Origin of the sequence: Blautia sp. SF-50, assembly GCF_900101315.1 — a bacterium.
GTDB classification, from domain to species: Bacteria; Bacillota; Clostridia; order Lachnospirales; family Lachnospiraceae; genus Blautia_A; species Blautia_A fusiformis.
Genome location: NZ_FMUW01000040.1, coordinates 1 through 24,503, shown reverse-complemented (window position 1 = coordinate 24,503; position 24,503 = coordinate 1). Strand labels below are relative to the sequence as shown.

Genomic DNA, 24,503 nt, shown 5'->3' with positions numbered 1-24,503 from the left:
TGAGACTGTAATTAATTCTGTGTAAATTCTAAAAGAGCTATATATCCTCTTGGATTGATGTTAAAATAAATATCAATTCAGGAGGATTTTTTTATGGCACGAAGAAGAAAAATGGATCCGGAACGCAAAGCGTTCATCAGTAGCTTGTTGGAACACTATCAACCAAAGGATGCCCAGGACGTCCAGGACATGCTGAAAGACCTGCTAGGCGAAACGCTGCAAGGTATGTTAGAAGCTGAAATGGATGATCACCTTGGATATTCCAAGTATGACTACAAGAACAAAGAGACAGACGATAGCCGTAATGGTTATAGTCCTAAAACAGTCACCTCTTCAATGGGAACGATCGATCTGGATATACCACGAGATCGAAAGGGAGATTTTGAACCGCAGATTGTGAAAAAGAATCAGACAGATATCTCAAACATTGAAGATCAGGTACTCTCTATGTATGCAAAAGGAATGACGACAAGGGATATCTCCGCTCATCTCAAAGATGTTTATGGTGTGGATGCATCAGCAGAAATGATATCACATATGACAGATCGAATCCTTCCTATCGCAAAAGAATGGCAAAATCGGCCGCTGGAAAGAAAATATGCCATTGTTTTTATGGATGCGGTACATTTCCATGTTCGAGAAGACAATCGAACGGTAAAAAAAGCTGTTTACGTTGCTATAGGTGTTAAACTGAATGGAAAACGTGAGGTTCTCGGCATGTGGGTAGGAGGAAATGAAAGTGCGAAATACTGGTTGTCCGTTCTCAACGAGATAAAAAACAGAGGTGTGGAAGATATCATGATCGTATCCGTAGATGGATTGACCGGATTCGGGGATGCCATCCATGCAGTATTCCCACAGGCGGAGATCCAGAGGTGTATTGTGCATCAGATTCGTTATTCTACAAAATTTATCTCTTACAAAGATTTAAAGCCATTTATGGCGGATTTAAAGCTGGTTTACAAAGCTGATACAGAAGATCTTGCGCTCACAGCCTTGGAAGATCTGGAAGAAAAATGGGGCAAAAAATACCCTGCTTCCATTGGATCTTGGAGAAATAACTGGACACAATTATCCACTTATTTTAAATATCCATCTGAGATACGTAAATTAATATACACTACAAATTCTATCGAAAATTTTAACCGCCAGCTACGCAAGGTTACGAAATCCAAGACTATTTTTCCGACCGATGATGCACTTTTCAAGATGCTCTATCTGGCAATGATGGATGCTACAAAAAAATGGACCGGAAAGGCTTGGGACTGGGGTCTGACACTGGATCAGTTATGCATCTATTTTGGGGATCGGATCCAGCCAGAGGATATCGATTAAGCACAGATTCAATCGCATATCAAGGGTAAATAAACGCCCGATTTTCTCGGGCGCCCTTGACATGCAATAGAATCCATGCTACTAAATAAACAACAGGCTGAACAGCAAAGTATGCCATTCAGCCCATCACATTATATTTTTGTATTCTATAAACCTATGATTTTATCATCAATCTGAGAGGTTTACACAGAATAATTTACACTACCTCCCAAATATCAATATAGAATAAAAAGAAAGAACTGATAACAACTATCAGCCCTTTCATATTTGTTAATTCCATATATGTAATTTTTTTAAGATATCAGAAGTGATTTCAAATGCTTTTTTGCCAGTTGCATTAGAATCACTTTGGATATTGGTTGCAAAATAATAGCTGTTATCGGAAGTTTCTACATATCCGATAAACCAGCCGTTGATATCCTGTCCGTTGACACGACCGGTTCCAGTTTTTCCGTAGAAATTACCATTAGGTGTACTGGCAATTTTTATAGCATTTTTAACAGAAAATACATTTTGGAAATTTAGATGGAATTCATTTGTGTTAAATTTTTTTAATAATGTTACTTGCTCTAAAGGCGAGATTTTTAATGAAAAATCGGACCAGTATAAATCCAGATTTGAACTGGTTGTTTGGTTTCCATATTCTATTTTATTCAAAAATTCCTGGACTCTGTTAATTCCGAGCTGCGAATCAATTGCCTGGAAATACCAGTTAACGGAATTTTGCATAGCAGAGTTTAAATCCTGATCAGCTTCCCAGGATGGAAAAGGAAAGGCATCACCATTCCATGTCATGGAAGAGTGTTCTGGTGTGATGATTCCGGATTCCAACCCTAATAATGCATCGTATATTTTGTAGGTAGACTCTGGCGGAATACGTTTGGTGGCTTCTTCAAGATCGTATATTTTCCAGGAATCCAAATTATTGTCATACAAAACAAATGATCCATCATATGTTCCAAATGTTTCGGATATATCTAACAGGGAGATATTTTTGTCTGTATCACTAAAATGATATACGCTTTGAGTAGAGGCATCAACGGATAAAATGGGTGTACATCCAATAAAAACAGCACTAATGACCAGATAAATTATCAATGCTCTCATTTTTTGATAAAGAGTTTCTTTCCTAAAAACGGCGATGTTGAGAATACGTCGTTTCATCTGCCTGAAATTTCCGGACATTCCAACTGCCAGTGGAGAGGAAAAAGAGGATATTTTTTCTGCAAAATTAATCAGTGTAGTTCCATAAGCTTGGTATTCATCAGCAGAAATCATCTGCAATACAGCAGAATCACAGGCTATTTCACGGTCACAGAGAATTTCTTTTAAAGTGTACCAAACAAAAGGGTTAAACCAGTAGAGTATATTACTTATGACCATGAGGAAGCCAATAAATGTATCTTTGTGACGGTAATGCTGTAATTCGTGTAGCAGCATAAAACGCATATCATCAGGATTCAGTTCGGAAATTAAATGGATGGGAATGTAAATTCTGGGATGTATTATTCCGATTAAAACTGGTGATTTTAAAAATGCAGTACTGTAGACTGATACTGGGTGAGAGATTTTAAGTTCCTTTAAACAATTGTAATAAATAGTTTTTACCTGCTGATTTTGAAGCGGGAGAGCAGATCTTTTTATGGAACGTACATAGTTTAATGAATGAAGGGTGAGGACTGACATAATCATAACACCCGTTATCCATATTAGAAAGAGTATGGTATTCAAGCCTCCAGAAAATTGACTACTGATGGAAACTGAAAAATCATTCACCTGGTTTAACAAAATATTTTGTGTATTACTGGTAAGTTCGGATAGCGTGTCGGTACCAGAGTTAAGTCCTGAGTCAGTTTGAAAAAAATGTAACCATGAAAAAAGTTGTGAGCCATGAATCTGTACAGGAAAAAATGGCACGGCAAGTAATAAAAATAAAAGAAAACAGAGATGGTACTGTGTAGTCGCAGATAAATATTTTTTCAGAAGTTTTTTTGTTCCGATTATTACAAGTGTAAAAATACATATGAAGATATTACTGATTAAAAAGTGGATGATCCAGTTGCTCATTCAAAACCTCCTATTTCTGATGTTTTGATAATAAATGGCGTAAGTTATCAATTTCTGTTGAAGAGAGCTTATCGTCTTCAAGGTAAGAAGCCAGCATAGAAGAAAGATTTCCATTATAATATCGCTTTAAAAAAGAATTGCTTTCCTGGCGTATATATTCATCTTCTTGGACTAATGGAGTATAGACAAATACCCGGCTTTGTTTTTCGTAGGAAAGAGCTTTTTTGGAAACAAGTCTCTTGATAAGAGTTTGAATTGTTTTTGGACTCCAGCTGGTAGTTAGAGTAAGTTTTTCTGTAATTTCATTTGTATTGATGGGAGCATATTTCCATACAATTTTCATAACTTCAAATTCGGCTTCTGAAATCTGGGGTAGTGACATAATAAAATCCTCCTGCTAAATCCTACATATGTAATAAATATATTATATTACTTGTAGAAGAAAAAAGTCAAATGGCAGATGATATATAGAATATAAAATTAATAATGTAGAGGCAATAAAGGTGAAAAAGATAGAAATTATTGAGAGAATCACAGATGCTAATGGAAGCATAAGTGAAAACATATTGACTAGCTGGGAACATAAAAACCAATTCATACCGGAAATTATAAGGTTTGGAGAATTAAAAATATATCTACAGGAACGAATTGTTAAAAAGAATGATAGTGATGTTCATCTTTCAAAATATGAATATGATATTTTACTTCTTTTAGCGAAAAGTCCAGGTAGAATATTTGGAAAAGAAATGGTTTATGATCTGGTATGGAATGAACCTTATTCCGGTGATTATAATGTGGTTATGCGACATATCTGCAATATCAGAGAAAAAATAGAAGATGATCCTGGACAACCATTATATATACAAACAGTACGAGGTGTAGGATATCGGTTTAATGGGAATTTAGGCAGCGAGTGAAATCGCTGCCTATTATTATGGTTTTACAAAGAAGGGAGTTGGTTATGAGAAGATCTTTGTATTTCAGGAGCATCCTGTTTGAGATATTTGGACAGGTTTTGATGTATCAATTCCAACTCTTTTATTTCTTGCTTAAAGGAAACGTATTGAGTATTTAGTGATTCCTTTCTGGAAATAAGATCTGCAATTTGCTCTTGCAACTTATTGGAATTAAGATGTTTCAGGTTTATACCATTTTCCTGTAAAATATGTTCAGCACCCGCGAAAAGAATAATTTGAGATTCATATTTACGGAAATAACGATCTGGATCTTTGGAGCTTTTATAATGGTCGTCGTAAATTTTATTTTTCTGATATTGTTCGGCATATTTTAGCATTTCTCGAAGATGGCGTATCTGAGACTCGAGAGAAACAACAGAGGTATTTACCTCTTTTTGCTGCATATGTAACAAGGCTATGCGGTCTTCAAGTTCTGAAAAATTATGTAGATTATGTGTGAACATCTTGTTATATTCAGCAGAGACAATTTTTAAATTTTCCTTATTTGCCCATTTCTGAAGTCCAATGTTTCCTGCTATATTGGGAGTGTTGGTGTCTATTAACTTATTACGAACAGAAGGAACAGTAGTTCTGTGGAGCTTATTATTAATGCGTTCTTTGATACGTTCCTTAGTAAAATTTTTTCCTAAAGATTTAGCACTTCCACGCACTGGATGGGACATATCGGGAGAACGAAAGGTAATGTATTTTCTGCTGTTTTCGCCAAATTCTGCGTTTTTTATTTCATATCCTTTAGCTTCCATAAATGCAAGAAATTCTGAATAAGTGGAAACGATTCGGATTGTCTGGTTGATATCTTTTCGCAGCTGCGCTTTTTTACTGGATTCAGATTTATTTGCAGCCCATTCATTGTATTTCATTCCCTTTTTACCATTTGGCATAATTGTGGACAGGTTATGTTCCTGGCATAAAGTGTCGCTGAGATTTCGTATTTTCCAGTAATTCTTTTTACAGTCATGGTAATGAGAAAAAGTGATGTTATCTGCAGAACAGAAAATTAAATGGTTATGTACATGACCTTTATCAATATGTGTTGTCAGGACATAGGAGTATTTTCCCTCCAGTAAGCGATCCGCAAGTTCTTTGCCAATTTGATGGGCTTCTTCATAGGAAACTTCACCAGGGGAAAATGCCTGAATCAGATGAAATGCCTTATTTGTATTGTGCGGATCTCTGCAGTCATGTGTATGATCCAAAGTGTATTTAAAGTCAAGAACGGCTGTTTCGGGAGAGCAGGCAAAGGAAGAAATATATAGATTCTGGTCAGTTTTATCTGGATTGCAGATGTATTCTATTGCTTTATCAACGGTTGTTTTGATACCATGGATTTTTGTAACTGCCATATTTTTTCCATTAACTCCTTTATATCGCCCAGGTCCTTTGGGTAAACTGTATTGGTACTGTTTATACGATGGGTGATCTGATTCAAATTGCTGCTGATATTGCCCAACAGGGTATTCATTTTTCGGATATGAGAGTAGTCTACTTCATATACAAATCCATATAAGATCATTTTCCGTAGAAAGGCAGATTTGCTTTTCATCCTGGAAAGACGATATTTTTCTTCTAAAATGTATTGTTCGTCATCATTCAAATAAAATTGTACGGGATGAATTCTGGTACGTTTGCTCATTGAAATCCTCCAATTCGTTTTTTTCTATAAAAAAGAGTACAAAAAAACTGTCTAACCAGTTCGGCTATGACAGTTATGGTACTTGGTTTTTTGTTGGTTTGGACAGATGTATCTGTAAGTTATTTTAACAGGACTGGGTGAAAGCGTCAAATTAAGAAATTATAAAATATGAGAGGGCCAGGGATACTCCCTGATACATTTTGGTAGAATGAACCGGAAAGGGAATTTGACAAAATGAGCCAGTTGTCATGACACTGGCAGTGCTTGCTTCTTTTGGGGTGTAGCCTGCAAAGCAGGCTATGCAAAAGCTATAAAACATAAATGGAACTGTGAGAAGTGGTTGAGAATATAATCCTGATAGCGTATAATCAGAGCAAGAAATCGTAAGTGAGGGATAAATTTGAAACGTGAGGAAATTTTTCAATATGTGAAAGAGCAATATGGAACGGAACCGGAATATTTATGGAAAAAAGATCCTGATTCTGCGGTGCTTCGACATAAAAATGGAAAATGGTATGCTATAATTATGGCAGTGGAAAAGAAAACACTGGGATTAGAAGAAGATGGAAACATTGATATCCTGAATGTAAAATGTGACCCTGATCTGGTTGGGATGTTAATTCAAACGTATGGATTTTTACCGGGGTATCATATGAATAAGCGACACTGGATTACGATTCTTTTGGATGAATCTGTCAGTGAAGCTAAGACGCTAGATTTTCTGGATATGAGTTATGATTTAATTGACAGTGGGAAGTAATTAAAATTTAAAAGGAAGCCTTTCAGAAAAATCTCTGATCGGCTCCCAGGTATTCATTCTGGATATGTATAAGTTGGTCTTTGCAACAGGATATTTTCCCAATCTCGTTCATGGCGCAACACTCGGAGAATATGAATCTCTTTTGTTTCTTCCATTATAATATAAAAAATAATAGATGGCGGAAAAGATCTTTTATGTATGGAATATCCTCTGTACAGAATTTGAGTTCGGGGAAAGGCAGTACTGAACTGGCCTAAATTCTGCATTTGTTCTTTCAGATCAGATTGAAAACGGTCAGCACGTTGCTGGCCGAATTCTTCTTCAATATAATCTGCAATGTCTGTGACGTCGTAAATTGCTTCCCAGGTTAAAATAATTTTATATTCTTGCATTTCTTCGTGCATCCCTTAATTCTGTGATTTTGCGAAAAGCATCTTCCAGTGGCAATTCACGACCAGCTTCCATATCATCAATTCCCCGGTCTAACATGCGGAGAAGATGATTGTTTTCCTGGTTTTTATCGGTTGTAGGGACTTTTTTTGTTAATTCCATGAAATCACTCCAATCATACGGTTTATAAATAGTGTATGTTGTTCAGAAGTATCTATCCATAGTTTAGCATAGAATGGGCAGCAATACAATTGAATTATTTTGCAGGAGCGTCCGTCAGACCAAGAAGATATTCGCAGGAAACATTAAATACTTCGGCCAGTGCGACAACTTCGTAGTCGGGAACGAAACGTGTGCCTTGTTCAATTCGCAGGATTGCCAGATCATTAAAATCATATCCTGCAAGTTGTAATTTGGCAGCGAGTGTTTTCTGAGTAAGATTATGAGCCTTTCGTAATTCTTTTACCCGTTGTCCTATTCTGTTTTTACTGTTCGTTTTTTTATCCCAATAAATAATCATTCTGATCCTCAAAAGTTTCTAAAGATGAAGTATTATTATTGATTTTAGGGAAAAATATTGTTACTATACTTCTAAAGATGAAGTTTTTGGAAAGTTTATTTGATTTTTGAAATAAGAAAATGATAATGCTGCCTGTAATGAGAAATAATTCTAATGAGAGGTGGAAAGAAGATGAATGAATTTTATGAAGCAGTATCGAATTTATTTGAGGAATTGCGCTGTGACTCCGGAGAAAGAGAATATACAGTACAGCCGGAAGAATGGAAAGAAGCAGAGAAGAATTTGAAACAAATACAAAAGAAGCTGCCACTACATCTGGAAAAAATCCCAGAGCGTGAGCAGAATTTCTGGAATAAATATCTGGATCAGTTAGAACATTTCCATTATGAAGAGGAGCAGCGGGCTTATTACCAGGGAATGATGGATGTAGTTGAGTTTCTTATTAATATAGGGGCAATAAAGAAATCCACGAATGTTAAGAGAATGATAGAAAAATATGCACGTTAAGAGTGGCGGTATGGGAAACCATACCGCTTCTTCAGAATAATTCAGATAGAATTCAAATGAATTTCAGGGATCTTGTTTATCGTGGTCTGTAGGAATTTTGTATGTGCGCAGGTATGCTTCTACGATGGCAAGGATAGCGGTAATTTGCTCATCGTTGCATTTTGACAGGTACATGAGCAGGCGTTGATAATCAAGATTATCTGTATGATTGTTTGGATAAAACAATGGTTCAGGAGGAACATTTAAAGCGCGTACCAGTTTTCTGATTTTATGAAAACTGGGAACTCGGCCCCCATTTTCAATTTCCTTTAAATATCGGCTGGACATTTCTGCTTTTTCAGCTAATTCTTCATAAGTCAATTTTTGCTCGTGTCGGGCGTTCTTAAAAAACAATCCCAGTTCTTTATCTGTTTGTTTTGGCATATGATACACCTCCATGTTTAGTGTATAGTTCCCTTTCTTGAAAGAAAATGAACTAATATTTCACTAAAAAAGAGGGTGATATTTCACTTTTTAAAAGACATATAAAATTCTGAATTTCCGTAAAACAGATCCGGAGGTATAGGAAAGATTAAGAATTTTATTGTCTGGTATCATATCCGTCATTACGTGACGGATGAAATAGATAAATAGTTCAAAAAAGCAAATAAATTTCTTTACCTCAAAAAGTGAATTATATGCCACAAAAAATGATGGCAAAATATTATCTTTTGATATAAATAGCGTCCGATGGGCTAAAAACTACCCATTAGGACGTTTTTTATATACCTCAAAATACAGGAAAAACAATTTTCTCGTATTTATTAAGAAATTTTTTAAAAATTTCTTCCCACACCCCGACAAATGCACTCATCCGTTTGGGATATGTGTGAAGGGGAAGCAAGAACTTTGCTTATTGCCTACCGGCGGGGAAGGAGGTGAACTCTTATGGAGCAATCCTCTTTTCAAGATGAGCAGACAGTCAGACATCAGTTTGATTCTCTGTGCAAGCTGGCATTGAAAAGTGAAGTTATTAATTATGAAAAGCATATGGCATATCGCCAGAAGTATGAAGTGATGTTGTCAGAATTATCAGAAAAGGAGTTGAGCAGACTTTTTATAATGGATGAGCATGAAATGGAAACACATCGTTTTCAGGTTCTGGGTTACGACATAGAAGTCAAAGATGCATTGATTGCTGAAGCACTGCAGACACTTACTGAAAAGAAAAGGAATGTTGTGTTATTATCATATTTTATGGATATGAGTGATGCAGACATTGCCAGAGAAATGAATCTTGTACGCAGCACAATTAATGAGCATCGTAGACGATCACTGGAACTGATGAGAAAAAATATGGAGGAATCTGCAAATGAAAAAAAGTAAAAAACAGAAATGCACATTTGATTTGCTGCCATTCCATGTTATTGAGGCAGCATCAACTGGTGATACTGAGGCAATCCAGGCAGTGTTGAAGCATTATGAAGGGTACATAACAGTTTTGGCTACCAGAAAAATGTTTGACGAATTTGGACAGGTGCATTACTGTGTAGATGAAACTCTGCGTCAACGCCTGGAAGCAAAACTGATTACTAAGACCTTGGGATTTGATACGAAATCATATGTAAGGAAAAGTAATCAGTAAAGGGAGTATTTAATATAGATTCCTTTTCCCCTTCAGGAATTTTTGTACCTTGAAAATTGTATATTGTTTTACATACAGGACGTGAAGATATGTAGAGCCACTAGGTAAATCCGCCATGATATATCTGCTCTGTTAATGGAGTAAATACGAGGAAATGCTGAAATATAACATTGAAGTAAAGGTATGGAGCGAGAAGAATTTGACAAAATGTGTAGCAGCTGCACAGGGCGACGAAGCATATCTGTGATAATGATACTTCCAGAAAAAATCTGGTCATATTTAATGACGGTGCAAAACCGATGTGGGCAGAGTACTGAACTGCCACCTGTATTGTAATTTTATCTGCCGATGACAGTGTATAAAATTGTAAATTGTCATGGGCAGATAAAAATGTTTTGTCCAAAGAGAAAAGGAGGAGAGAATAGTGGCGATTAAAATTGAAAAAGGTAAGATTCCAATTTGGGAAAAATATATGCTTACGGTGGATGAAGCAGTGCAATATTTTGGAATAGGTGAAAAGAAAATAAGGATGCTTATTTCGGAACATCTAAATTCAGAATGTTGCTTTACAGTCCAGGTGGGGTGTAAGTCATTGATTAACCGTAAGAAATTTGAGGCCTTTCTGGATCAGACTACGTCTTTGTAAAAAATATACGAACAATTTAGCACTTTAAAGTGGAAATGTTAGCCCTGGTATGATATAATACCTATATCGTGCTAGGGCTTCTTCGTAGAAAGGGGCGAAGACGTTTGGGTAAAACAAAAAGTGACCAAAAACGACGAGATAAAAAAGGTCGAATTTTACGAAACGGAGAAAGTCAGAGAAAAGATGGAAGATATGCGTTTGTATATACAGATTGTTATGGAAAGCAGAAGTTTTTGTATAGTTGGAAATTAGAGCCAACAGATTCTCTGCCAACTGGATGCAGACCATGCTTAGCTCTAAGGGAAAAAGAAAAAAATATCCAAAGAGATTTACATGATGGTATAGTACCTTACGGAGGAAATTTAACAGTTTTGGATTTGGTTCAAAAATATATTGGACAAAAAAAGGGGGTTCGTCATAATACTCAGGCGAACTATGATTTTGTGATCAATATAATAAAAAAAGAAGAATTCGGAACCAGAAGAATAGATAAAATAAAATTGTCGGATGCAAAAGCATGGTTTATTAAGCTGCAAGCAGATGGAAGAGGATACAGTTCCATTCACAGTGTGCGTGGAATTGTAAGACCTGCATTTCAGATGGCAGTTGAAGATGATTTACTGCGCAAGAATCCTTTTGAATTTCAATTATGTACAGTTGTCGTAAATGACAGTGTTACAAGACAGGCAATTACAAAAGAACAGGAAGAGTTATTTCTGGAGTTTATCCGAAATGATGATCATTACTCAAAATACTATAATGGAATGTTTATTTTGTTTAAGACTGGACTTCGTATTTCTGAGTTTTGTGGATTGACAGTGAAAGATATTGATCTTCAGGAGAGAAAAATCAATGTGAATCATCAGCTTCAGAGAACCAGAGGAATGCAGTACGTCATTGAAGATACCAAAACTTCAAGTGGAACACGAATGTTACCGATGACAGATGAAGTTTATGAATGTTTTGAACAGATTGTGAAAAACCGTAAAAAAGTAAGGGTTGAGCCGATTATAGATGGATATAGTCGATTTCTATTCCTGGATAAAAAAGATATGCCTGAGGTAGCACTCCATTGGGAAAAACATTTTCAATGGGCGTTAGGAAAGTATAATCGTACTCATGAGAAACAAATGCCAAAGATCACGCCTCATGGTCGAGTTATAATAAGGACAAGTTAGAAAACTCCAGTAAATACAAGGGGTTGCACTAATTTAGTCCTTATTTTTAACTCCCTGAAAAAGGGAAAAATAAGGCAGCGCTGTCATTCCAGAATATGAATTATTACAGATCCAGACTGGAAATGGATTTGTGTAAGACAAGAGTAAAAACAACAGAATTATTGTAATTATAGGACTGAATTAGCTCGCATGGAATATAGATTCCGGTTGTCTAATTCAGTCCTCTTTTTGATTGACGACGATGAAAGGTGATGAAAAATGGCTAGAATTATTTCTATTGTAAACCAAAAAGGGGGAACGGGAAAATCCGCATGTACAGCTAATTTAGCAGTAGGATTAGCACAAAAGAATATGAAAGTGTTGATTGTAGATGCCGATCCACAGTCTGATGTATCCGCAGGATTTGGATATCGTGATTGTGATGACAGTAATGAAACACTTACAGCTCTTATGGATGCAGTAATGAAAGATGAAGATATTCCTTCCGACTGTCATATCAGACATCAGGCAGAGGGAATAGACATTATCTGTTCTAACATTGGACTGGCAGGTACGGAAGTACAGTTGGTAAATGCAATGAGCAGGGAATATGTATTGAAACAGATATTATATGGTATCAAAGATCAATATGATGCGGTCATCATTGATTGTATGCCATCATTGGGAATGATTACGATCAATGCGCTGGCTGCATCAGATGAAGTACTTATTCCGGTTGAAGCGTCCTACTTGCCAATCAAAGGATTGCAACAGTTATTAAAAACGATCGGTAAGGTCCGTAAGCAGATTAATCCGAAGCTGCAAGTCGGTGGGATTCTGTTCACGATGGTAGATGCTCATACGAATGATGCAAGAAATAATATGGAACTTCTCAGAAATGTATATGGAAGTCAAATTCATATCTTTGATAATTATATTCCATTTTCCGTAAGAATGAAGGAGGCAGTCAGAGAAGGACAGAGTATTTTCTCTTATGATCCGAAAGGCAAAGCTACAGAAGCTTATCGGAGAGTGACGGAGGAGGTGCTGAAAGATGCCATCTAAAAAAAGAGCAACACCCATTTCCTTACAGCCGCTTGATGCGTTGTTTGGAACAAGCGAAGAGACAACCAATGGAATCAGTGAGATAGCAATAGGAAGCCTTCATCCGTTTCCAAATCACCCATTTCAAGTAAAAGATGATAAGAAAATGGAGGAATTGTCTGAAAGCATTACACAATATGGCGTGTTGGTTCCCGGTATTGTGCGGTTGAGAGAGTCTGGTGGTTATGAGCTTGTAGCTGGTCATCGGCGAAAACGAGCATGTGAACTTGCAGGATTAGAGAAAATGCCGGTTATCATCAAAGATATTACAGATGACGAAGCGACGGTGATCATGGTAGATTCCAACATTCAGCGAGAAGAGCTGCTAATCAGCGAAAAGGCATTCGCTTATAAAATGAAATATGAGGCGTTAAAGCGTCAGGGAAAACGGTCTGATTTAACTTCTTGCCAAGTTGGCAAGAAGTTAGCGGCGGAAGAAGTCAGTCAGAATACAGGAGATAGTTCCAGACAGATTCTTCGATATATTCATCTGACAGAGTTGATCGCAGAGTTTTTAGAATTGGCAGACGAGAAGAAGCTTCCCTTTAATACAGCTGTTGAAGTTTCCTATTTGAGAACTGAAGAGCAGCAGATATTACTTCAGTATATGCATAATCACAATATAGTACCGTCCATGAAGCAGGCAAAGGAATTGAAACAGATTTCAAAAGAACGGATGTTGACGTATTCAGAGATTGACCAGATTTGCATGAATGAAAGTATTGAAAAAGTTCAGGTGCAGATTCCGGCGAAGAAATTGAAACAATATTTTCCAGAGACATATACAAAGACTCAGATGGAAGAAATTATATTTAAGCTTCTAGCATCGTGGGCAGAAAGAGAGGGTAAAGAATGAGCAATGAAGATACGGTAAGTAGAATACAAGTCTATCTGAAAAAGATAGAAAAGATACGTGTTAAACGGATGAAAAGAGAGAAGTTTGAACATTTGTTGAAAACATTAGGATTATCAGCAGGAAGGAAGTGAAAGTATGGCTTTAAAAATTGTACGAAGATATGATGCGAACGGAAGGGAGCTTACAGAGAAAGATCTGGAAACCTTTCAATTGGATTCTCCTGTGGTTAGAGAAATATTGGCAAACCTTAATCGGGAGGTAGCGGAAGGAATCAGACAGAAGGAGAAAAAAGGTGACGATTGAAGATGTAATTAAAAAATCAATTCTGCCGCTGGCATTTATGGTATTCTGGTTTTGGATGACAAAAACAATTATGAAAGTCAGTGGTCAGACAGATTGGTTCTGGTGGATATTTATTGCCGGATTACCATTTGGAATACATAAAATGCGGTTGATTCTAATTCCGAGAGGAATGGATACCACAGCAACACTTGGGATGGCTGCATTAAGTGTCATTATTGGAGCATTGATTGGAAGCATCATGATTCCAGTGTATGTGATCAGAGCGATATACGTGTTTATACGGTATGTCATTGGAAAATAGAATATTAGATTGATAAGAGGCAGGCTTGCGAAAATAAAAATCGTAAGTCTGCCTCTTTTTTTGTGCTTAAAAACAGGCAATTCAGGGGAATTCCCTTTTGCAAATATATATTCTTGGAGGATTTTTAAGATGAGAGAGCGAATTGAAAGTAAGCATGTAACAAAGGAAATCAAAAGTCAGATGCCAGTGATTCCGGTGGCAATTGTTAAAGAAAGAGGCTGTACGTTCTGCCCATATTATCTGGGCAATTATGAGAAACAGCCACGCTGTATGATGAAAACCTGTGCCTGGGATGATGAAAATGAACGTTTCCATCCAGTTCTTCGTGAACTGATCCCATTTTACAAAGAGAAGATGGAAAAAGCAGAAGAAAAATTCCTGGCAATGAAAAAGATTTACACAACACTGTTAGGAATGTTTGCCGATGAAATGAAGCAAGAAGAGTTGGAAAAAGATGAATGTTACGGATGTGCCTATGGAAAATGTGGACCATGTATCGGTATCTGTTACAAATCAATGAAAGCATAGGAGGGGTAAGCCAATGAATACAACAGTTATTTCCGGGCGATTAGTAAGAAATCCTGGATACAACGAAGTGGAGAATGAAAAAGGACTTCATAAGATTGCCAAGTTCGTTCTAGCAGTCAGAAGAAATTATTCCGATGAAGTCAGTTTCATTCCGGTAAAGGCTTTTGCAAAGAAAGCAGAATTTGCCAGAGATTATCTGATGCAGGGAACGAAGGTCATGGTGGAAGGCGAGATTGTCACAGGTAATTATGAAGATAAGGATACCGGGAAAAAGATCTATACCACCGAAGTGTATGCAAACCGGATTGAATTCGCAGGTGCAAAAATGGTTGACAGACCACCGTTTCCAGAAGATGCGGAAGGGTTCTTAGAGATTCCAGAGGGTATGGAAGAAGAAATGCCGTTTAGATAGAGGAGGATAAAAGATGGTTTCAGTAGATCAGGCGTATATGGTAGGGCATATGAAAAATGCCGATGGAAGTATCAACAACAAAAATGTAGTGCTGTCAGCAGCATGTGAAGCAGCGGAACTGTTCCAGTGCATGATGGCAGTAAATCAGAAACTGGAGGACTGGCAGAGATTTAATCACACCTTGGAGATGCATCTTAGAAGTGTGGAATGTGAGAAAATCCATGATATCTGTCAGGCAGTATACGGAATGAAACATCCGTCCAATGAACTGGAAGGATTGTATCTGGCAAGAGAGGATGAACAGATATGCCTGCTGTACTATCAGGTGTTTGTAGGGATGCTGGAAATCAATATTAATTCAGCCGAAGTGCTGTACAAACAGAAGGAGGAAACAATCAATGAGTAAGATGGAGTATATGCCGGTAGATTGTCTGCAGGTGCCAAAGGTGCTGTTTCAGATGGAAAAATACAAAAATCTGTCAAATACAGCAAAGATTCTATACAGCTTATTTCTGGATCGTTTGAAATTTGCGGTGCAAAATGGCTGGGTAGATCATAACGGGAATCTGTTTGTTATCTATCCCAAAAGTGAAATAAAGAAAGACCTGAATACGACTCGATATGGAGTAGATCAGGCAGTACAGGAACTGGTTCAGGTTGGTAAACTGGTGCGTATCATTCCAAACAATGGAAAGGCGAACCACTTTTATATCAATGGTATTTATGAAAATGAGATGGAGGAAGAATCAATGATGACATTAGATACTATCATGGCAAATATGCCGCTGGCTGAAAGAGAAATTATTATGGATAAGATGGTGAAAGCATCCAGAGATATTTTTGAAACTATTGCGGATATGGGATATATTGATCAATATGAAACGTCTTTAACTGCAATGGAAAAGCGAGGATACCAGGATGAGCTTGGAGAGATGGATATTGATCAAATTCAGGCTGATGGATATGAGTTTGGTATGGATCTTGCATTTGGAATTCTGGAGGAAAATGAAAATAATCCTGCTCGTGTGTTAGATATCCAGAAATATGTGAACAGACAGTATGAAAGCTGTTCAAAAAAGAAGTTTATGAAGGTCCTGGAAACCCTTGTTCATGCGATGGGGAATGATGAAGGCTTTATTGGTGATATGTATGCTTGTAACAAGAAGGCCAGAAATTATTATTTGGACGAAATGATTCAATCATTCAATTTTGTATTTGATGAGATGTGCCATGGTACAGGCAGTGCAGCAAATTGTGATTTTGATGTAGAAGAGTAGGAAAATATTATGGCAGATTTTGAATATTTCAGAGCAGAAGAATCTGACCAGTTTTCTTTTTTTCGGATACCAAAAGCTCTGTTCACAGAAAAAGAGTTTGCAAGCCTGTCCACAGACGCAAAGCTCCTTTATGGAATTCTGCTTGATCGAATCAGCCTGTCCAAGAAAAATGGCTGGATTGACAGTGAGGGTTATGTCTATATCATTTACACGATCGCAGAATTGCAGGAGCTGTTGCGAATGTCGCATACGACAGTGACAAAGCTTCTATATGAGCTGGATAGTGTGCATGGGATTGGATTGATCGAGCGGTATCGGCAGGGGAATAATCGTCCCTCTGTCATATATGTGAAAAATTTTGTAAAACGGAGTAGAGGAAAGCCAGTAAGATACTTTGTTTCTGGAATGCCAGAAACTGGAAATCCAGACTGCAAAGAATTGGAAATCCGGATTGCAAGAAACTGGAAGTCCGGAACGCAAAAAAATAGAAGTCCGGACTGCAAGAATCTGGATGGAAGTAATACTAAGATAAATAAGACTGAAAAGAATCATACTGATAAGAGTAAGGGCAATACACCCGCTTTGGAAGAAAAATTCAGTCAATATGGTAGATTTAAAAATGTTGTTCTGTCGGAAGCTGAACTGCAGGAGTTGATGACGCTATTTCCATGGGATTACCAGAAACGGATTGATCATCTTTCTGTTTATATGAAATCCAGTGGAAAAGAGTATCAAAACCATTTTGCAACAATCTGTCTTTGGGCAGAAAGGGATGGAACCAGGATAGGAATGGATAAATATGAATTTCAGGAAGGAGAAAGCCTGTGATGGAAAACAAAGTAACAGCAGATTATCTGGACGAAGAGGGATGTCTTCATTGTGGCACCTGTGGAAAAAGAAAACAGATGAAAGTCAGTCTGATGGGTTTTGAGCATGTAGTGTCCTGTTTGTGCGAATGCGAGGTAAAAGCCAGGCAGGAACTGGATGAGAAGATGCAGCGGGAAGAAGAACAGCGGCAGCTTTATCAGAGAAAATCCGTCGGACTTCGGGAAAGAAGATTCTGGGAATGGAAATTTGAAAATGACAATGGAAGCAACCAGAAGATACTAATCGCCAGGCAGTATGTAGAAAACTGGACAGATATGAAGAGAAAAAATGTAGGATTGCTTTTGATGGGACCGGTTGGAACCGGGAAGAGCTTTTTTGCAGGCTGTATTGCAAATGCACTTTTGGAACAGGGAGAACGTGTCATGATGACGAATTTTTCCAGGATCTTAAATGAAATGACCAGCTATCAGGCAAATAAGAACCAGATCATACAAAATCTTGTTGATTATCCGTTGCTGATTATTGATGATTTAGGAATAGAACGAAATTCTGAGTTTGCTTTGGAGCAGGTCTATAATGTGATAGACAGCCGCTATTGTAAAATGCTTCCGCTGATCGTAACAACGAATCTGGGACTGAATGAAATGAAATCTGCAGATTTAGATACTGCCCATCAGCGCATTTACAGCAGAATACTTGAAATGTGTGTTCCCATCTATTGTGGTGGGGAAGACAAGAGAAAAGAAGAAGGGACAGAAAAACTCGTACAGGTGCAGTACCTGATTACCGGTTAATCTGTCCTTTTTCATTGAAGGGGGTGATTGCCATGATTACAGATCTGGACAGCAGTTGAATCGCTGAAAGGAGGGAAAAGTCATGCAGGAAGAGGTAACTCAGAAAACGGTCACGTTCTGTATTCGGGCTACTAAAATTACGGCAGACCTGTTGAAAAAGGTTCTTGCTGCGTATCTGCGTCATCAAAAGCAGAAATCAGTAGAGAAGAAAGCACAGAAAAATCAGCCGAAACAGGGAAAGGTCACGGTAAAAGAGCTGGCAAAACAGAATGCCGGGATGGTCAATATCGAGATCACAAATAAGAATATCAAGTCCTTTGAACGGTATGCCAGAAAATACGGGATCAATTATGCTCTGAAAAAAGACAAGAGCAAAGAGCCTCCGGTTTATCTGGTATTCTTCAAGGGACGTGATCAGGATGCACTCAATGCTGCTTTCCGTGAGTTTTCCCAGAAACAGATTCAAAAAGCGAATAAACCTTCCATTCATAAGCGTCTTGCAGCTTACCGGGCAATGATGCCAAAGAAGACGAAGGACAAAGTAAAGAACCGGCATCAGGAGCAGAGTCGATGAAAAAGAAAAGCGGCAAAACTCTGATGCAGAAGTGGAAGAATAAAATCGGGGGTAAGCTGTCCGCCCTGGATAAAAAGAAACTGGTTCTTACAAATATCCCTTATGCTCTGGCTGCTTTCTATGCAGACCGGGCATTTTTTCTTTACCGGAACAGTCCGGGAGAAGATATGGGGAACAAACTATTATATGCGATGGAACATGCAGATCGGATCTTTACAGGGATTCTGTTGAGTTTTGACCTGAGAGATCTATTGGTTGGAGTAACTGTCGCAGTTATTTTGAAACTTTTGGTTTGGCAGAAACAGTCAGATGCAAAGAAACTTCGGAAGGGAATCGAGTATGGTTCAGCCAGATGGGGAACTGCAGAGGATATAAAGCCTTATATGTCAGAGGATCCCTGGATGAATATTCCGTTGACAGCAACAGAAGCACTGACCATGGAGAGCAGACCAAAGCAGCCGAAGTATGCGAGAAATAAAAATATCGTGGTCATCGGTGGCAGTGGTTCCGGAAAGACACGATTTTTTGTAAAGCCGTCGGTCATGCAGATGAACTGTTCCATGGTCATTACAGATCCAAAGGGCACTCTCATTGAGGAGTGCGGGAAGATGTTAGCAAAGGGACCGCCTAAGAAAGATAAGAATGGAAATATCATGAAAGATAAATCCGGAAAAGTAGTTCATGAGCCATATGTGATTAAGGTTCTGAATACCATCAATTTTTCCAAATCGCTTCATTACAATCCATTTGCTTATATACGGTCTGAAAAAGATATCCTGAAGCTGGTGACAACAATCATTGTGAATACCAAAGGCGAAGGGGAAAAAGCTTCCGAAGATTTTTGGGTGAAAGCAGAGAAATTGCTGTACACAGCACTGATTGCTTTTATCTGGTATGAAGGGGATGAAGAGGAAAAGAATCTGAATACCCTTCTGGATCTTTTGAATGAAAGCGAAACCCGTGAAGAGGATGAAACTTACCAGAATCCTGTGGATATGATGTTCCAGGAACTGGAAGAAAGAGATCCGCAGCACTTTGCGGTCAGACAGTATAAAAAATACAAAATGGCGGCTGGAAAGACAGCGAAAAGTATTTTGATATCCTGTGGAGCCAGACTTGCCCCATTTGATATCGCAGAACTTCGTGAGATCATGTCTTACGATGAAATGGAACTGGATAAGATCGGTGACAGGAAAACAGCCTTGTTTCTGATCATGTCCGATACGGATACCACATTCAACTTTGTGATTGCCATGTTACAGTCACAGCTTTTTAATCTGCTTTGCGATAAGGCAGATGATGAATATGGTGGAAGACTTCCGGTGCATGTGCGTGTCATCGCTGATGAGTTTGCCAACATCGGACAGATTCCTCAGTTTGACAAGCTGATTGCAACCATTCGAAGCAGGGAAATCTCTGCTTCTATTATTTTGCAGTCCCAGAGTCAGCTAAAGGCAATGTATAAGGATAGTGCAGATACCATTCTGGGCAACTGTGATACTACACTTTTTCTTGGTGGCAAAGAGAAAACCACCTTAAAGGAAATGAGTGAGCTTCTGGGGAAGGAAACCATTGACCTGTATAACACTTCGGAAACGAGGAGTAATCAGAAGTCTTTTGGATTGAATTACCAGAAAACGGGCAAACAGCTGATGACGGAAGATGAGATTGCAGTCATGGATGGAGGAAAATGTATCCTGCAGATCCGTGGTGCCAGACCATTTTTCTCGGATAAATATGATATCACGAAACACAAAAACTATCGGCTTCTTGCAGATGAAAACGAGAAGAACCGGTACAAAGTAGAGAAAGAGTTAAATCCGCAGTACACACCGAAACCCGAAGAAGAGGTGGAAGTGATTCATGTAGAACTGTCGGAGTAACCTTGGGAATGAACGAAAAATAATGAGGAAAGGAATAACTGACATTAGGTGCGCCGGCTTTTTAGTCGGTGTTTTTTCATTCCCGTAAACGCCTGAAAGAAGTCAGTTTTGGTTTATGAATATATGGCATTTTTTAGCAGCGCAATTACAACTTTAAAAACTCTTGTAGTCGCTATCGGCGCAGGTCTTGGTGTGTGGGGTGTCGTAAACCTTCTGGAAGGATATGGAAATGACAATCCCGGCGCTAAGAGCCAGGGCATCAAACAGCTGATGGCTGGTGCCGGAATCATGCTGCTGGGAACTACCCTGATTCCACAGCTGGCAACATTGTTCTCTTAAGAGGAGTGGTAGATGAACACCATCATTGAGAGAATTACGGAAGCGATAAAGGATATCCTGATCGGACTTATCAAGTCATGTTTGGATAACATGTTCACGTCTGTCAATGAGCAGGTGGGAACCATAGCCGGGCAGGTGGGACAGACACCGCAGGGATGGAATGCAGGGATTTTTAATCTGATTCAGAATATATCCCAAACGGTGATCGTCCCCATTGCGGGACTGATCATCACCTTTGTCCTGTGCTATGAATTGATCACGATGGTAACACAGAAAAACAATTTCCATGAATTTGAGACTTATAACATTTTCCTCTGGATCTTCAAAGCGTATGTAGCCATTTATCTGGTGACAAATACGTTCAATATCACGATGGCGGTCTTTGACGTTGGCCAACATGTGGTCAACAATGCCGCCGGGGTGATATCAGGAAACACTGCGGTGGATGCAACAGAAGCAATTACACGGATTGTGGATGCCCTGGAGGATATGGAGTTAGGGGATTTGTTCCTGCTATCCATGGAAACGCTGCTGATCAGTATTACCATGCGGATTCTGTCAATCATCATAACCGTTATTTTGTACGGAAGAATGATAGAAATTTACCTTTATACTTCCATAGCACCAATTCCGTTTGCCACCATGACCAATAAGGAATGGGGCAATATCGGAAACAACTATTTAAAAGGCTTGTTCGCACTGGCATTTCAGGGATTCTTCATGATGGTCTGTGTGGGAATTTATGCAGTTTTAGTAAATGCAATGACCATATCCAGTGACCTTCATGCAGCAATGTTTTCAGTAGCGGCTTATACCGTGATTCTTGCATTTTCATTATTCAAGACCGGAAGCCTTAGCAAATCGATATTCAATGCCCACTAACGGGCAGGAAAGGAGCGCATACCATGGCGTATGTACCAGTACCAAAAGACCTTACCAAGGTCAAAACAAAAGTAGCGTTAAATCTGACAAAGCGGCAGTTGATTTTCTTTTCACTTGCCGCAGTTGTGGGAATTCCGTTTTATCTGTTCATGAGAAAACCAATCGGTTCCAGTATCGCTGCCATTTTGATGGTAACGGTCATGCTTCCGTTTTTCTTCATGGCAATGTATGAAAAAGACGGGCTTCCCTTTGAAAAAGTGGTGGCAAATATCATTCGACAGAAGTTTATCTGTCCGGCAGTAAGACCATATAAGACAGAAAATTTTTATCAGGAGATTTCCACCCTTGTAAAAAAGGAGGGTGTGCCGGATGGCAAAAAAGACAAAGCAGGAGGCTCAGCAGGAGCGTCTGTCCCTGGCGGAAAAAAGAAACCGTCAGGAAAGAAAAAACAAAAAAAGCAGAAAAGAAAGAGAACAGGAAAAGCGTAGGAAGAAACAGGAACGGGACCGCAGGAAACAGAAAAACATTCCTACAACTGCACAGCAGAGTATTCCGTATATTCGGATGCTGCAGGATGGTATCTGCCAGGTGACAAAGACCTTTTTCTCCAAGACAATTCAGTTTTATGACATCAATTATCAGCTTGCTTTAAATGAGGATAAGACCACGATATTTGAGAATTACTGTGATTTCTTAAATTACTTTGATTCTTCCATCAGTGTGCAGCTGTCCTTTATCAATCAGCAGGTGGATGTGGCAGAATTTGAGAAAAGCATTGACATTCCGGATCAGAACGATGACTTCAATGCCATTCGTGAAGAGTACCGTACTATGCTGAAAAATCAGCTTTCCAAAGGAAATAATGGTCTGGTGAAGACAAAGTATATCACTTTTGGAATCGAAGCAGAAAGCCTGAAGGTGGCAAGACCGAGGCTTGAAAGAATTGAAACAGATATCTTAAATAATTTTAAGATTCTGGGTGCACAGGCACATTCACTAAATGGTCTGGAAAGGCTGGAGATTCTGTATCATGTGTTCAACCAGGATCGGATCGAACCATTTAAGTTCCAGTATAAGATGCTTCCGGAAACCGGATTAAAGACCAAAGATTTTATTGCACCGACTTCCTTTAACTTTTCCAAGAATCAGACATTTTTGATGGGAAGAACGATGGGAAGTGTAAGTTATCTGCAGATTCTTGCACCAGAGCTGACAGATCGGATGCTTGCAGATTTTCTGGATGTAGATGACAGTATTAATGTCAACATCCATATCCAGTCTATTGACCAGAGTTCAGCGATCAAGATGATCAAGAGCAAGATTTCAGATTTGGATAAGATGAAGATCGAAGAGCAGAAACGAGCGGTACGTTCCGGTTATGATATGGACGTTCTTCCATCGGACCTTGTGACTTATGGAGAAGAAGCGAAGAATCTGCTGGAAGATCTGCAGTCCAGAAATGAGAGAATGTTCCTTGTAACGGTTCTGGTTATGAATACCGCAAAGAAGCGTCAGAAACTGGATAATAATATTTTCCAGGTGCAGGGGATTGCACAGAAATATAATTGTTCCTTAAAACAGCTGGATTATCAGCAGGAATCAGCACTTATGTCCTGTATTCCGCTTGGAGTCAATCGAATTGAAATTCAGAGAGGGCTTACCACATCATCAACCGCAATTTTTGTGCCATTTACGACACAGGAACTGTTTCAGGAAGGGGAAGCTCTTTATTATGGACTGAATGCGTTATCCAACAACATGATCATGGTTGACCGGAAACGTCTGAAGAACCCAAATGGACTGATTCTTGGTACACCAGGTTCCGGGAAGTCGTTCTCAGCAAAGAGAGAAATCACGAACTGTTTCCTGATTACAGAAGATGATATCATCGTCTGTGATCCAGAAGCCGAGTATTCGGCACTTGTGCAGGCACTGCATGGGCAGGTGGTTCGGGTTTCGCCGGTATCTGACCAGTATATCAATCCGATGGATCTGAACTTGAATTATTCCGAGGAAGACAATCCGCTGTCATTAAAAGCAGATTTTATTCTGTCTTTGTGTGAACTGATCGTTGGTGGAAAGAACGGACTGGAACCGGTAGAAAAAACGATTATTGACCGTTGTGTGCGGTTAGTATATCAGGAATACCTTGCCGATCCAATACCGGAGAAGATGCCAATCCTGGAGGACTTATACAACCTTCTGAGAAAACAGGAAGAGCCGGAAGCACAGCGGCTGGCTACTTCATTAGAGATCTATGTTACAGGCTCTTTGAATGTATTTAACCATCAGACAAACGTGGATATCAATAACCGCATTGTATGCTTTGACATCAAGGAACTTGGTAAGCAGCTGAAAAAGATTGGGATGCTTGTCATTCAGGATCAGGTTTGGAACAGGGTAACGATGAACCGTTCTGCCCATAAGTCCACCAGATACTATGTGGATGAGTTCCATCGGACGAGACGTTCCGCTTGTTGAATAGACAGCGGGGTCAGTAGCCGTCCGTAAAAAGAAAAGCTACTGATACAACTGATATGGTGTTGTTCAAATGAAGGGGTAACGCCCGGAAGGGACACACACAAACTCCCTACAGCGTGATAGTTGTGCAAGAACTGTCGGGTTGTCAAAAGTTAGGGTGAAGAGCAAAAAGCAGGTCCTAACAGGTAAGGCTGAGGAAAGATTCACAGAGGTGTGGGTTGCCTGTGATTATGTAGTGAAGCTGTATATGGTGAGTATCCACGGAAGTGGGGACGAACTGACGATTTAAAGAGTCTAAAATTCGAATGCGTTGAAAAGCGTATGC

Annotated in this window: 33 protein-coding genes and 1 pseudogene; 26 read left to right on the top strand and 8 right to left on the bottom strand. The window is 38.8% G+C overall.

Annotated features, from left to right (window positions below; genetic code table 11):
• Nucleotides 1-111: 111 nt before the first annotated feature.
• On the top strand, nt 112-1,335 hold the full coding sequence (locus BLP57_RS15765) for an IS256 family transposase (protein ID WP_412661224.1): 1,224 nt from the start codon (nt 112-114) through the stop codon (nt 1,333-1,335).
• 270 nt (nt 1,336-1,605) lie between these two features.
• On the opposite strand, the gene BLP57_RS15760 is transcribed toward BLP57_RS15765, so the two are convergent.
• Both BLP57_RS15760 and BLP57_RS15755 read right to left on the bottom strand, forming a co-directional pair.
• Nucleotides 1,606-3,402, bottom strand: a complete 1,797-nt coding sequence (locus BLP57_RS15760; protein ID WP_092073168.1) for a BlaR1 family beta-lactam sensor/signal transducer — start codon at nt 3,400-3,402, stop codon at nt 1,606-1,608.
• 10 nt (nt 3,403-3,412) lie between these two features.
• The gene (locus BLP57_RS15755) at nt 3,413-3,787 is read right to left on the bottom strand and encodes a BlaI/MecI/CopY family transcriptional regulator (protein WP_092073165.1); all 375 of its coding nucleotides are present in this window, start codon (nt 3,785-3,787) and stop codon (nt 3,413-3,415) included.
• Nucleotides 3,788-3,905: 118 nt separating this feature from the next.
• Between BLP57_RS15755 and BLP57_RS15750 the strand changes: the two genes are divergently transcribed.
• The gene (locus tag BLP57_RS15750; RefSeq protein ID WP_005426519.1) at nt 3,906-4,319 is read left to right on the top strand and encodes a winged helix-turn-helix domain-containing protein; all 414 of its coding nucleotides are present in this window, start codon (nt 3,906-3,908) and stop codon (nt 4,317-4,319) included.
• Between the two features lie 23 nt (nt 4,320-4,342).
• Here the strand turns inward: BLP57_RS15750 and BLP57_RS15745 are convergent, their stop codons facing one another.
• Together BLP57_RS15745 and BLP57_RS15740 are read right to left on the bottom strand one after the other, a co-directional pair.
• On the bottom strand, nt 4,343-5,722 hold the full coding sequence (locus tag BLP57_RS15745; RefSeq protein ID WP_092073162.1) for a relaxase/mobilization nuclease domain-containing protein: 1,380 nt from the start codon (nt 5,720-5,722) through the stop codon (nt 4,343-4,345).
• Nucleotides 5,671-6,012: a plasmid mobilization protein gene (locus BLP57_RS15740; RefSeq protein WP_092073159.1), complete on the bottom strand. Its 342-nt coding sequence runs from the start codon at nt 6,010-6,012 to the stop codon at nt 5,671-5,673. The genes BLP57_RS15745 and BLP57_RS15740 overlap by 52 nt, the downstream gene beginning before the upstream one ends.
• A gap of 400 nt (nt 6,013-6,412) precedes the next feature.
• Here BLP57_RS15740 and BLP57_RS15735 point away from each other — a divergent pair, with 400 nt between their 5' ends.
• On the top strand, nt 6,413-6,772 hold the full coding sequence (locus tag BLP57_RS15735; RefSeq protein ID WP_092073155.1) for an MmcQ/YjbR family DNA-binding protein: 360 nt from the start codon (nt 6,413-6,415) through the stop codon (nt 6,770-6,772).
• A gap of 53 nt (nt 6,773-6,825) precedes the next feature.
• Here the strand turns inward: BLP57_RS15735 and BLP57_RS15730 are convergent, their stop codons facing one another.
• The 3 genes from BLP57_RS15730 to BLP57_RS15725 form a co-directional block, all read right to left on the bottom strand.
• The gene (locus BLP57_RS15730) at nt 6,826-7,176 is read right to left on the bottom strand and encodes a type II toxin-antitoxin system RelE/ParE family toxin (protein WP_242872655.1); all 351 of its coding nucleotides are present in this window, start codon (nt 7,174-7,176) and stop codon (nt 6,826-6,828) included.
• Nucleotides 7,151-7,324: a hypothetical protein gene (locus BLP57_RS17910; RefSeq protein WP_005426514.1), complete on the bottom strand. Its 174-nt coding sequence runs from the start codon at nt 7,322-7,324 to the stop codon at nt 7,151-7,153. Before BLP57_RS17910 ends, BLP57_RS15730 begins: the two co-directional genes overlap by 26 nt.
• A 94-nt stretch (nt 7,325-7,418) precedes the next feature.
• Nucleotides 7,419-7,682, bottom strand: coding sequence for a helix-turn-helix domain-containing protein (locus BLP57_RS15725; RefSeq protein WP_015541275.1), 264 nt, complete (start codon nt 7,680-7,682; stop codon nt 7,419-7,421).
• Between the two features lie 171 nt (nt 7,683-7,853).
• Here BLP57_RS15725 and BLP57_RS15720 point away from each other — a divergent pair, with 171 nt between their 5' ends.
• The gene (locus BLP57_RS15720; protein ID WP_005426510.1) at nt 7,854-8,189 is read left to right on the top strand and encodes a hypothetical protein; all 336 of its coding nucleotides are present in this window, start codon (nt 7,854-7,856) and stop codon (nt 8,187-8,189) included.
• A gap of 63 nt (nt 8,190-8,252) precedes the next feature.
• Here BLP57_RS15720 and BLP57_RS15715 read toward each other — a convergent pair whose 3' ends face one another.
• Nucleotides 8,253-8,612, bottom strand: a complete 360-nt coding sequence (locus BLP57_RS15715; protein ID WP_015524620.1) for a helix-turn-helix domain-containing protein — start codon at nt 8,610-8,612, stop codon at nt 8,253-8,255.
• A 504-nt stretch (nt 8,613-9,116) separates the two neighbouring features.
• Between BLP57_RS15715 and BLP57_RS15710 the strand changes: the two genes are divergently transcribed.
• The 22 genes and pseudogenes from BLP57_RS15710 to BLP57_RS17900 all read left to right on the top strand — a co-directional run bounded on the left by BLP57_RS15710 (nt 9,117) and on the right by BLP57_RS17900 (nt 24,467).
• The gene (locus BLP57_RS15710) at nt 9,117-9,554 is read left to right on the top strand and encodes an RNA polymerase sigma factor (protein WP_005426505.1); all 438 of its coding nucleotides are present in this window, start codon (nt 9,117-9,119) and stop codon (nt 9,552-9,554) included.
• Nucleotides 9,541-9,813: a helix-turn-helix domain-containing protein gene (locus BLP57_RS15705; RefSeq protein WP_059085550.1), complete on the top strand. Its 273-nt coding sequence runs from the start codon at nt 9,541-9,543 to the stop codon at nt 9,811-9,813. Before BLP57_RS15710 ends, BLP57_RS15705 begins: the two co-directional genes overlap by 14 nt.
• A gap of 424 nt (nt 9,814-10,237) precedes the next feature.
• Nucleotides 10,238-10,459 (top strand): excisionase, encoded by a 222-nt coding sequence (locus BLP57_RS15700; protein ID WP_021650362.1) that lies wholly within the window; start codon nt 10,238-10,240, stop codon nt 10,457-10,459.
• 104 nt (nt 10,460-10,563) lie between these two features.
• Entirely contained in the window at nt 10,564-11,637 is a 1,074-nt protein-coding gene (locus BLP57_RS15695; protein ID WP_242872654.1) for an integrase DNA-binding domain-containing protein, read from the top strand.
• Between the two features lie 258 nt (nt 11,638-11,895).
• The gene (locus BLP57_RS15690) at nt 11,896-12,681 is read left to right on the top strand and encodes a ParA family protein (RefSeq protein ID WP_092073149.1); all 786 of its coding nucleotides are present in this window, start codon (nt 11,896-11,898) and stop codon (nt 12,679-12,681) included.
• Nucleotides 12,671-13,576, top strand: a complete 906-nt coding sequence (locus BLP57_RS15685; protein ID WP_092073146.1) for a ParB/RepB/Spo0J family partition protein — start codon at nt 12,671-12,673, stop codon at nt 13,574-13,576. The genes BLP57_RS15690 and BLP57_RS15685 overlap by 11 nt, the downstream gene beginning before the upstream one ends.
• Entirely contained in the window at nt 13,573-13,707 is a 135-nt protein-coding gene (locus BLP57_RS18475) for a hypothetical protein (protein WP_255363792.1), read from the top strand. The genes BLP57_RS15685 and BLP57_RS18475 overlap by 4 nt, the downstream gene beginning before the upstream one ends.
• Nucleotides 13,708-13,711: 4 nt before the next feature.
• On the top strand, nt 13,712-13,879 hold the full coding sequence (locus BLP57_RS17905; protein ID WP_173021069.1) for a hypothetical protein: 168 nt from the start codon (nt 13,712-13,714) through the stop codon (nt 13,877-13,879).
• Nucleotides 13,869-14,180 (top strand): DUF6050 family protein, encoded by a 312-nt coding sequence (locus tag BLP57_RS15680; protein ID WP_092073142.1) that lies wholly within the window; start codon nt 13,869-13,871, stop codon nt 14,178-14,180. Before BLP57_RS17905 ends, BLP57_RS15680 begins: the two co-directional genes overlap by 11 nt.
• 129 nt (nt 14,181-14,309) lie before the next feature.
• Nucleotides 14,310-14,708, top strand: coding sequence for a hypothetical protein (locus BLP57_RS15675; protein ID WP_008688044.1), 399 nt, complete (start codon nt 14,310-14,312; stop codon nt 14,706-14,708).
• 13 nt (nt 14,709-14,721) lie between these two features.
• Nucleotides 14,722-15,120 carry a single-stranded DNA-binding protein gene (locus tag BLP57_RS15670; protein ID WP_005344165.1) on the top strand — a complete coding sequence of 133 codons (399 nt, stop codon included), beginning with the start codon at nt 14,722-14,724 and terminating at the stop codon, nt 15,118-15,120.
• A 13-nt stretch (nt 15,121-15,133) separates the two neighbouring features.
• Nucleotides 15,134-15,526, top strand: coding sequence for a hypothetical protein (locus BLP57_RS15665; protein ID WP_008688048.1), 393 nt, complete (start codon nt 15,134-15,136; stop codon nt 15,524-15,526).
• On the top strand, nt 15,519-16,397 hold the full coding sequence (locus BLP57_RS15660) for a replication initiator protein A (RefSeq protein WP_008688050.1): 879 nt from the start codon (nt 15,519-15,521) through the stop codon (nt 16,395-16,397). The genes BLP57_RS15665 and BLP57_RS15660 overlap by 8 nt, the downstream gene beginning before the upstream one ends.
• Before the next feature lie 9 nt (nt 16,398-16,406).
• Nucleotides 16,407-17,225 carry a replication initiator protein A gene (locus BLP57_RS15655; protein ID WP_024720795.1) on the top strand — a complete coding sequence of 273 codons (819 nt, stop codon included), beginning with the start codon at nt 16,407-16,409 and terminating at the stop codon, nt 17,223-17,225.
• On the top strand, nt 17,225-18,019 hold the full coding sequence (locus BLP57_RS15650; RefSeq protein WP_092073138.1) for an ATP-binding protein: 795 nt from the start codon (nt 17,225-17,227) through the stop codon (nt 18,017-18,019). Before BLP57_RS15655 ends, BLP57_RS15650 begins: the two co-directional genes overlap by 1 nt.
• An 82-nt stretch (nt 18,020-18,101) precedes the next feature.
• Nucleotides 18,102-18,593 carry a PcfB family protein gene (locus BLP57_RS15645; RefSeq protein WP_092073135.1) on the top strand — a complete coding sequence of 164 codons (492 nt, stop codon included), beginning with the start codon at nt 18,102-18,104 and terminating at the stop codon, nt 18,591-18,593.
• Between the two features lie 23 nt (nt 18,594-18,616).
• Nucleotides 18,617-20,476, top strand: a complete 1,860-nt coding sequence (locus BLP57_RS15640) for a VirD4-like conjugal transfer protein, CD1115 family (RefSeq protein ID WP_330389491.1) — start codon at nt 18,617-18,619, stop codon at nt 20,474-20,476.
• A 123-nt stretch (nt 20,477-20,599) separates the two neighbouring features.
• Nucleotides 20,600-20,815: a Maff2 family mobile element protein gene (locus BLP57_RS15635; RefSeq protein WP_017144663.1), complete on the top strand. Its 216-nt coding sequence runs from the start codon at nt 20,600-20,602 to the stop codon at nt 20,813-20,815.
• A 12-nt stretch (nt 20,816-20,827) separates the two neighbouring features.
• Nucleotides 20,828-21,697, top strand: a complete 870-nt coding sequence (locus tag BLP57_RS15630; protein ID WP_055057307.1) for a VirB6/TrbL-like conjugal transfer protein, CD1112 family — start codon at nt 20,828-20,830, stop codon at nt 21,695-21,697.
• Nucleotides 21,698-21,720: 23 nt separating this feature from the next.
• Nucleotides 21,721-22,185, top strand: coding sequence for a PrgI family protein (locus tag BLP57_RS15625; protein ID WP_092073132.1), 465 nt, complete (start codon nt 21,721-21,723; stop codon nt 22,183-22,185).
• Nucleotides 22,067-24,154 (top strand): annotated as a pseudogene (locus BLP57_RS15620) (VirB4-like conjugal transfer ATPase, CD1110 family); the annotation flags it as partial. The gene BLP57_RS15625 and the pseudogene BLP57_RS15620, both read left to right, overlap by 119 nt.
• A 166-nt stretch (nt 24,155-24,320) precedes the next feature.
• Nucleotides 24,321-24,467 carry a hypothetical protein gene (locus BLP57_RS17900; RefSeq protein ID WP_156340250.1) on the top strand — a complete coding sequence of 49 codons (147 nt, stop codon included), beginning with the start codon at nt 24,321-24,323 and terminating at the stop codon, nt 24,465-24,467.
• Nucleotides 24,468-24,503 lie beyond the last annotated feature (36 nt).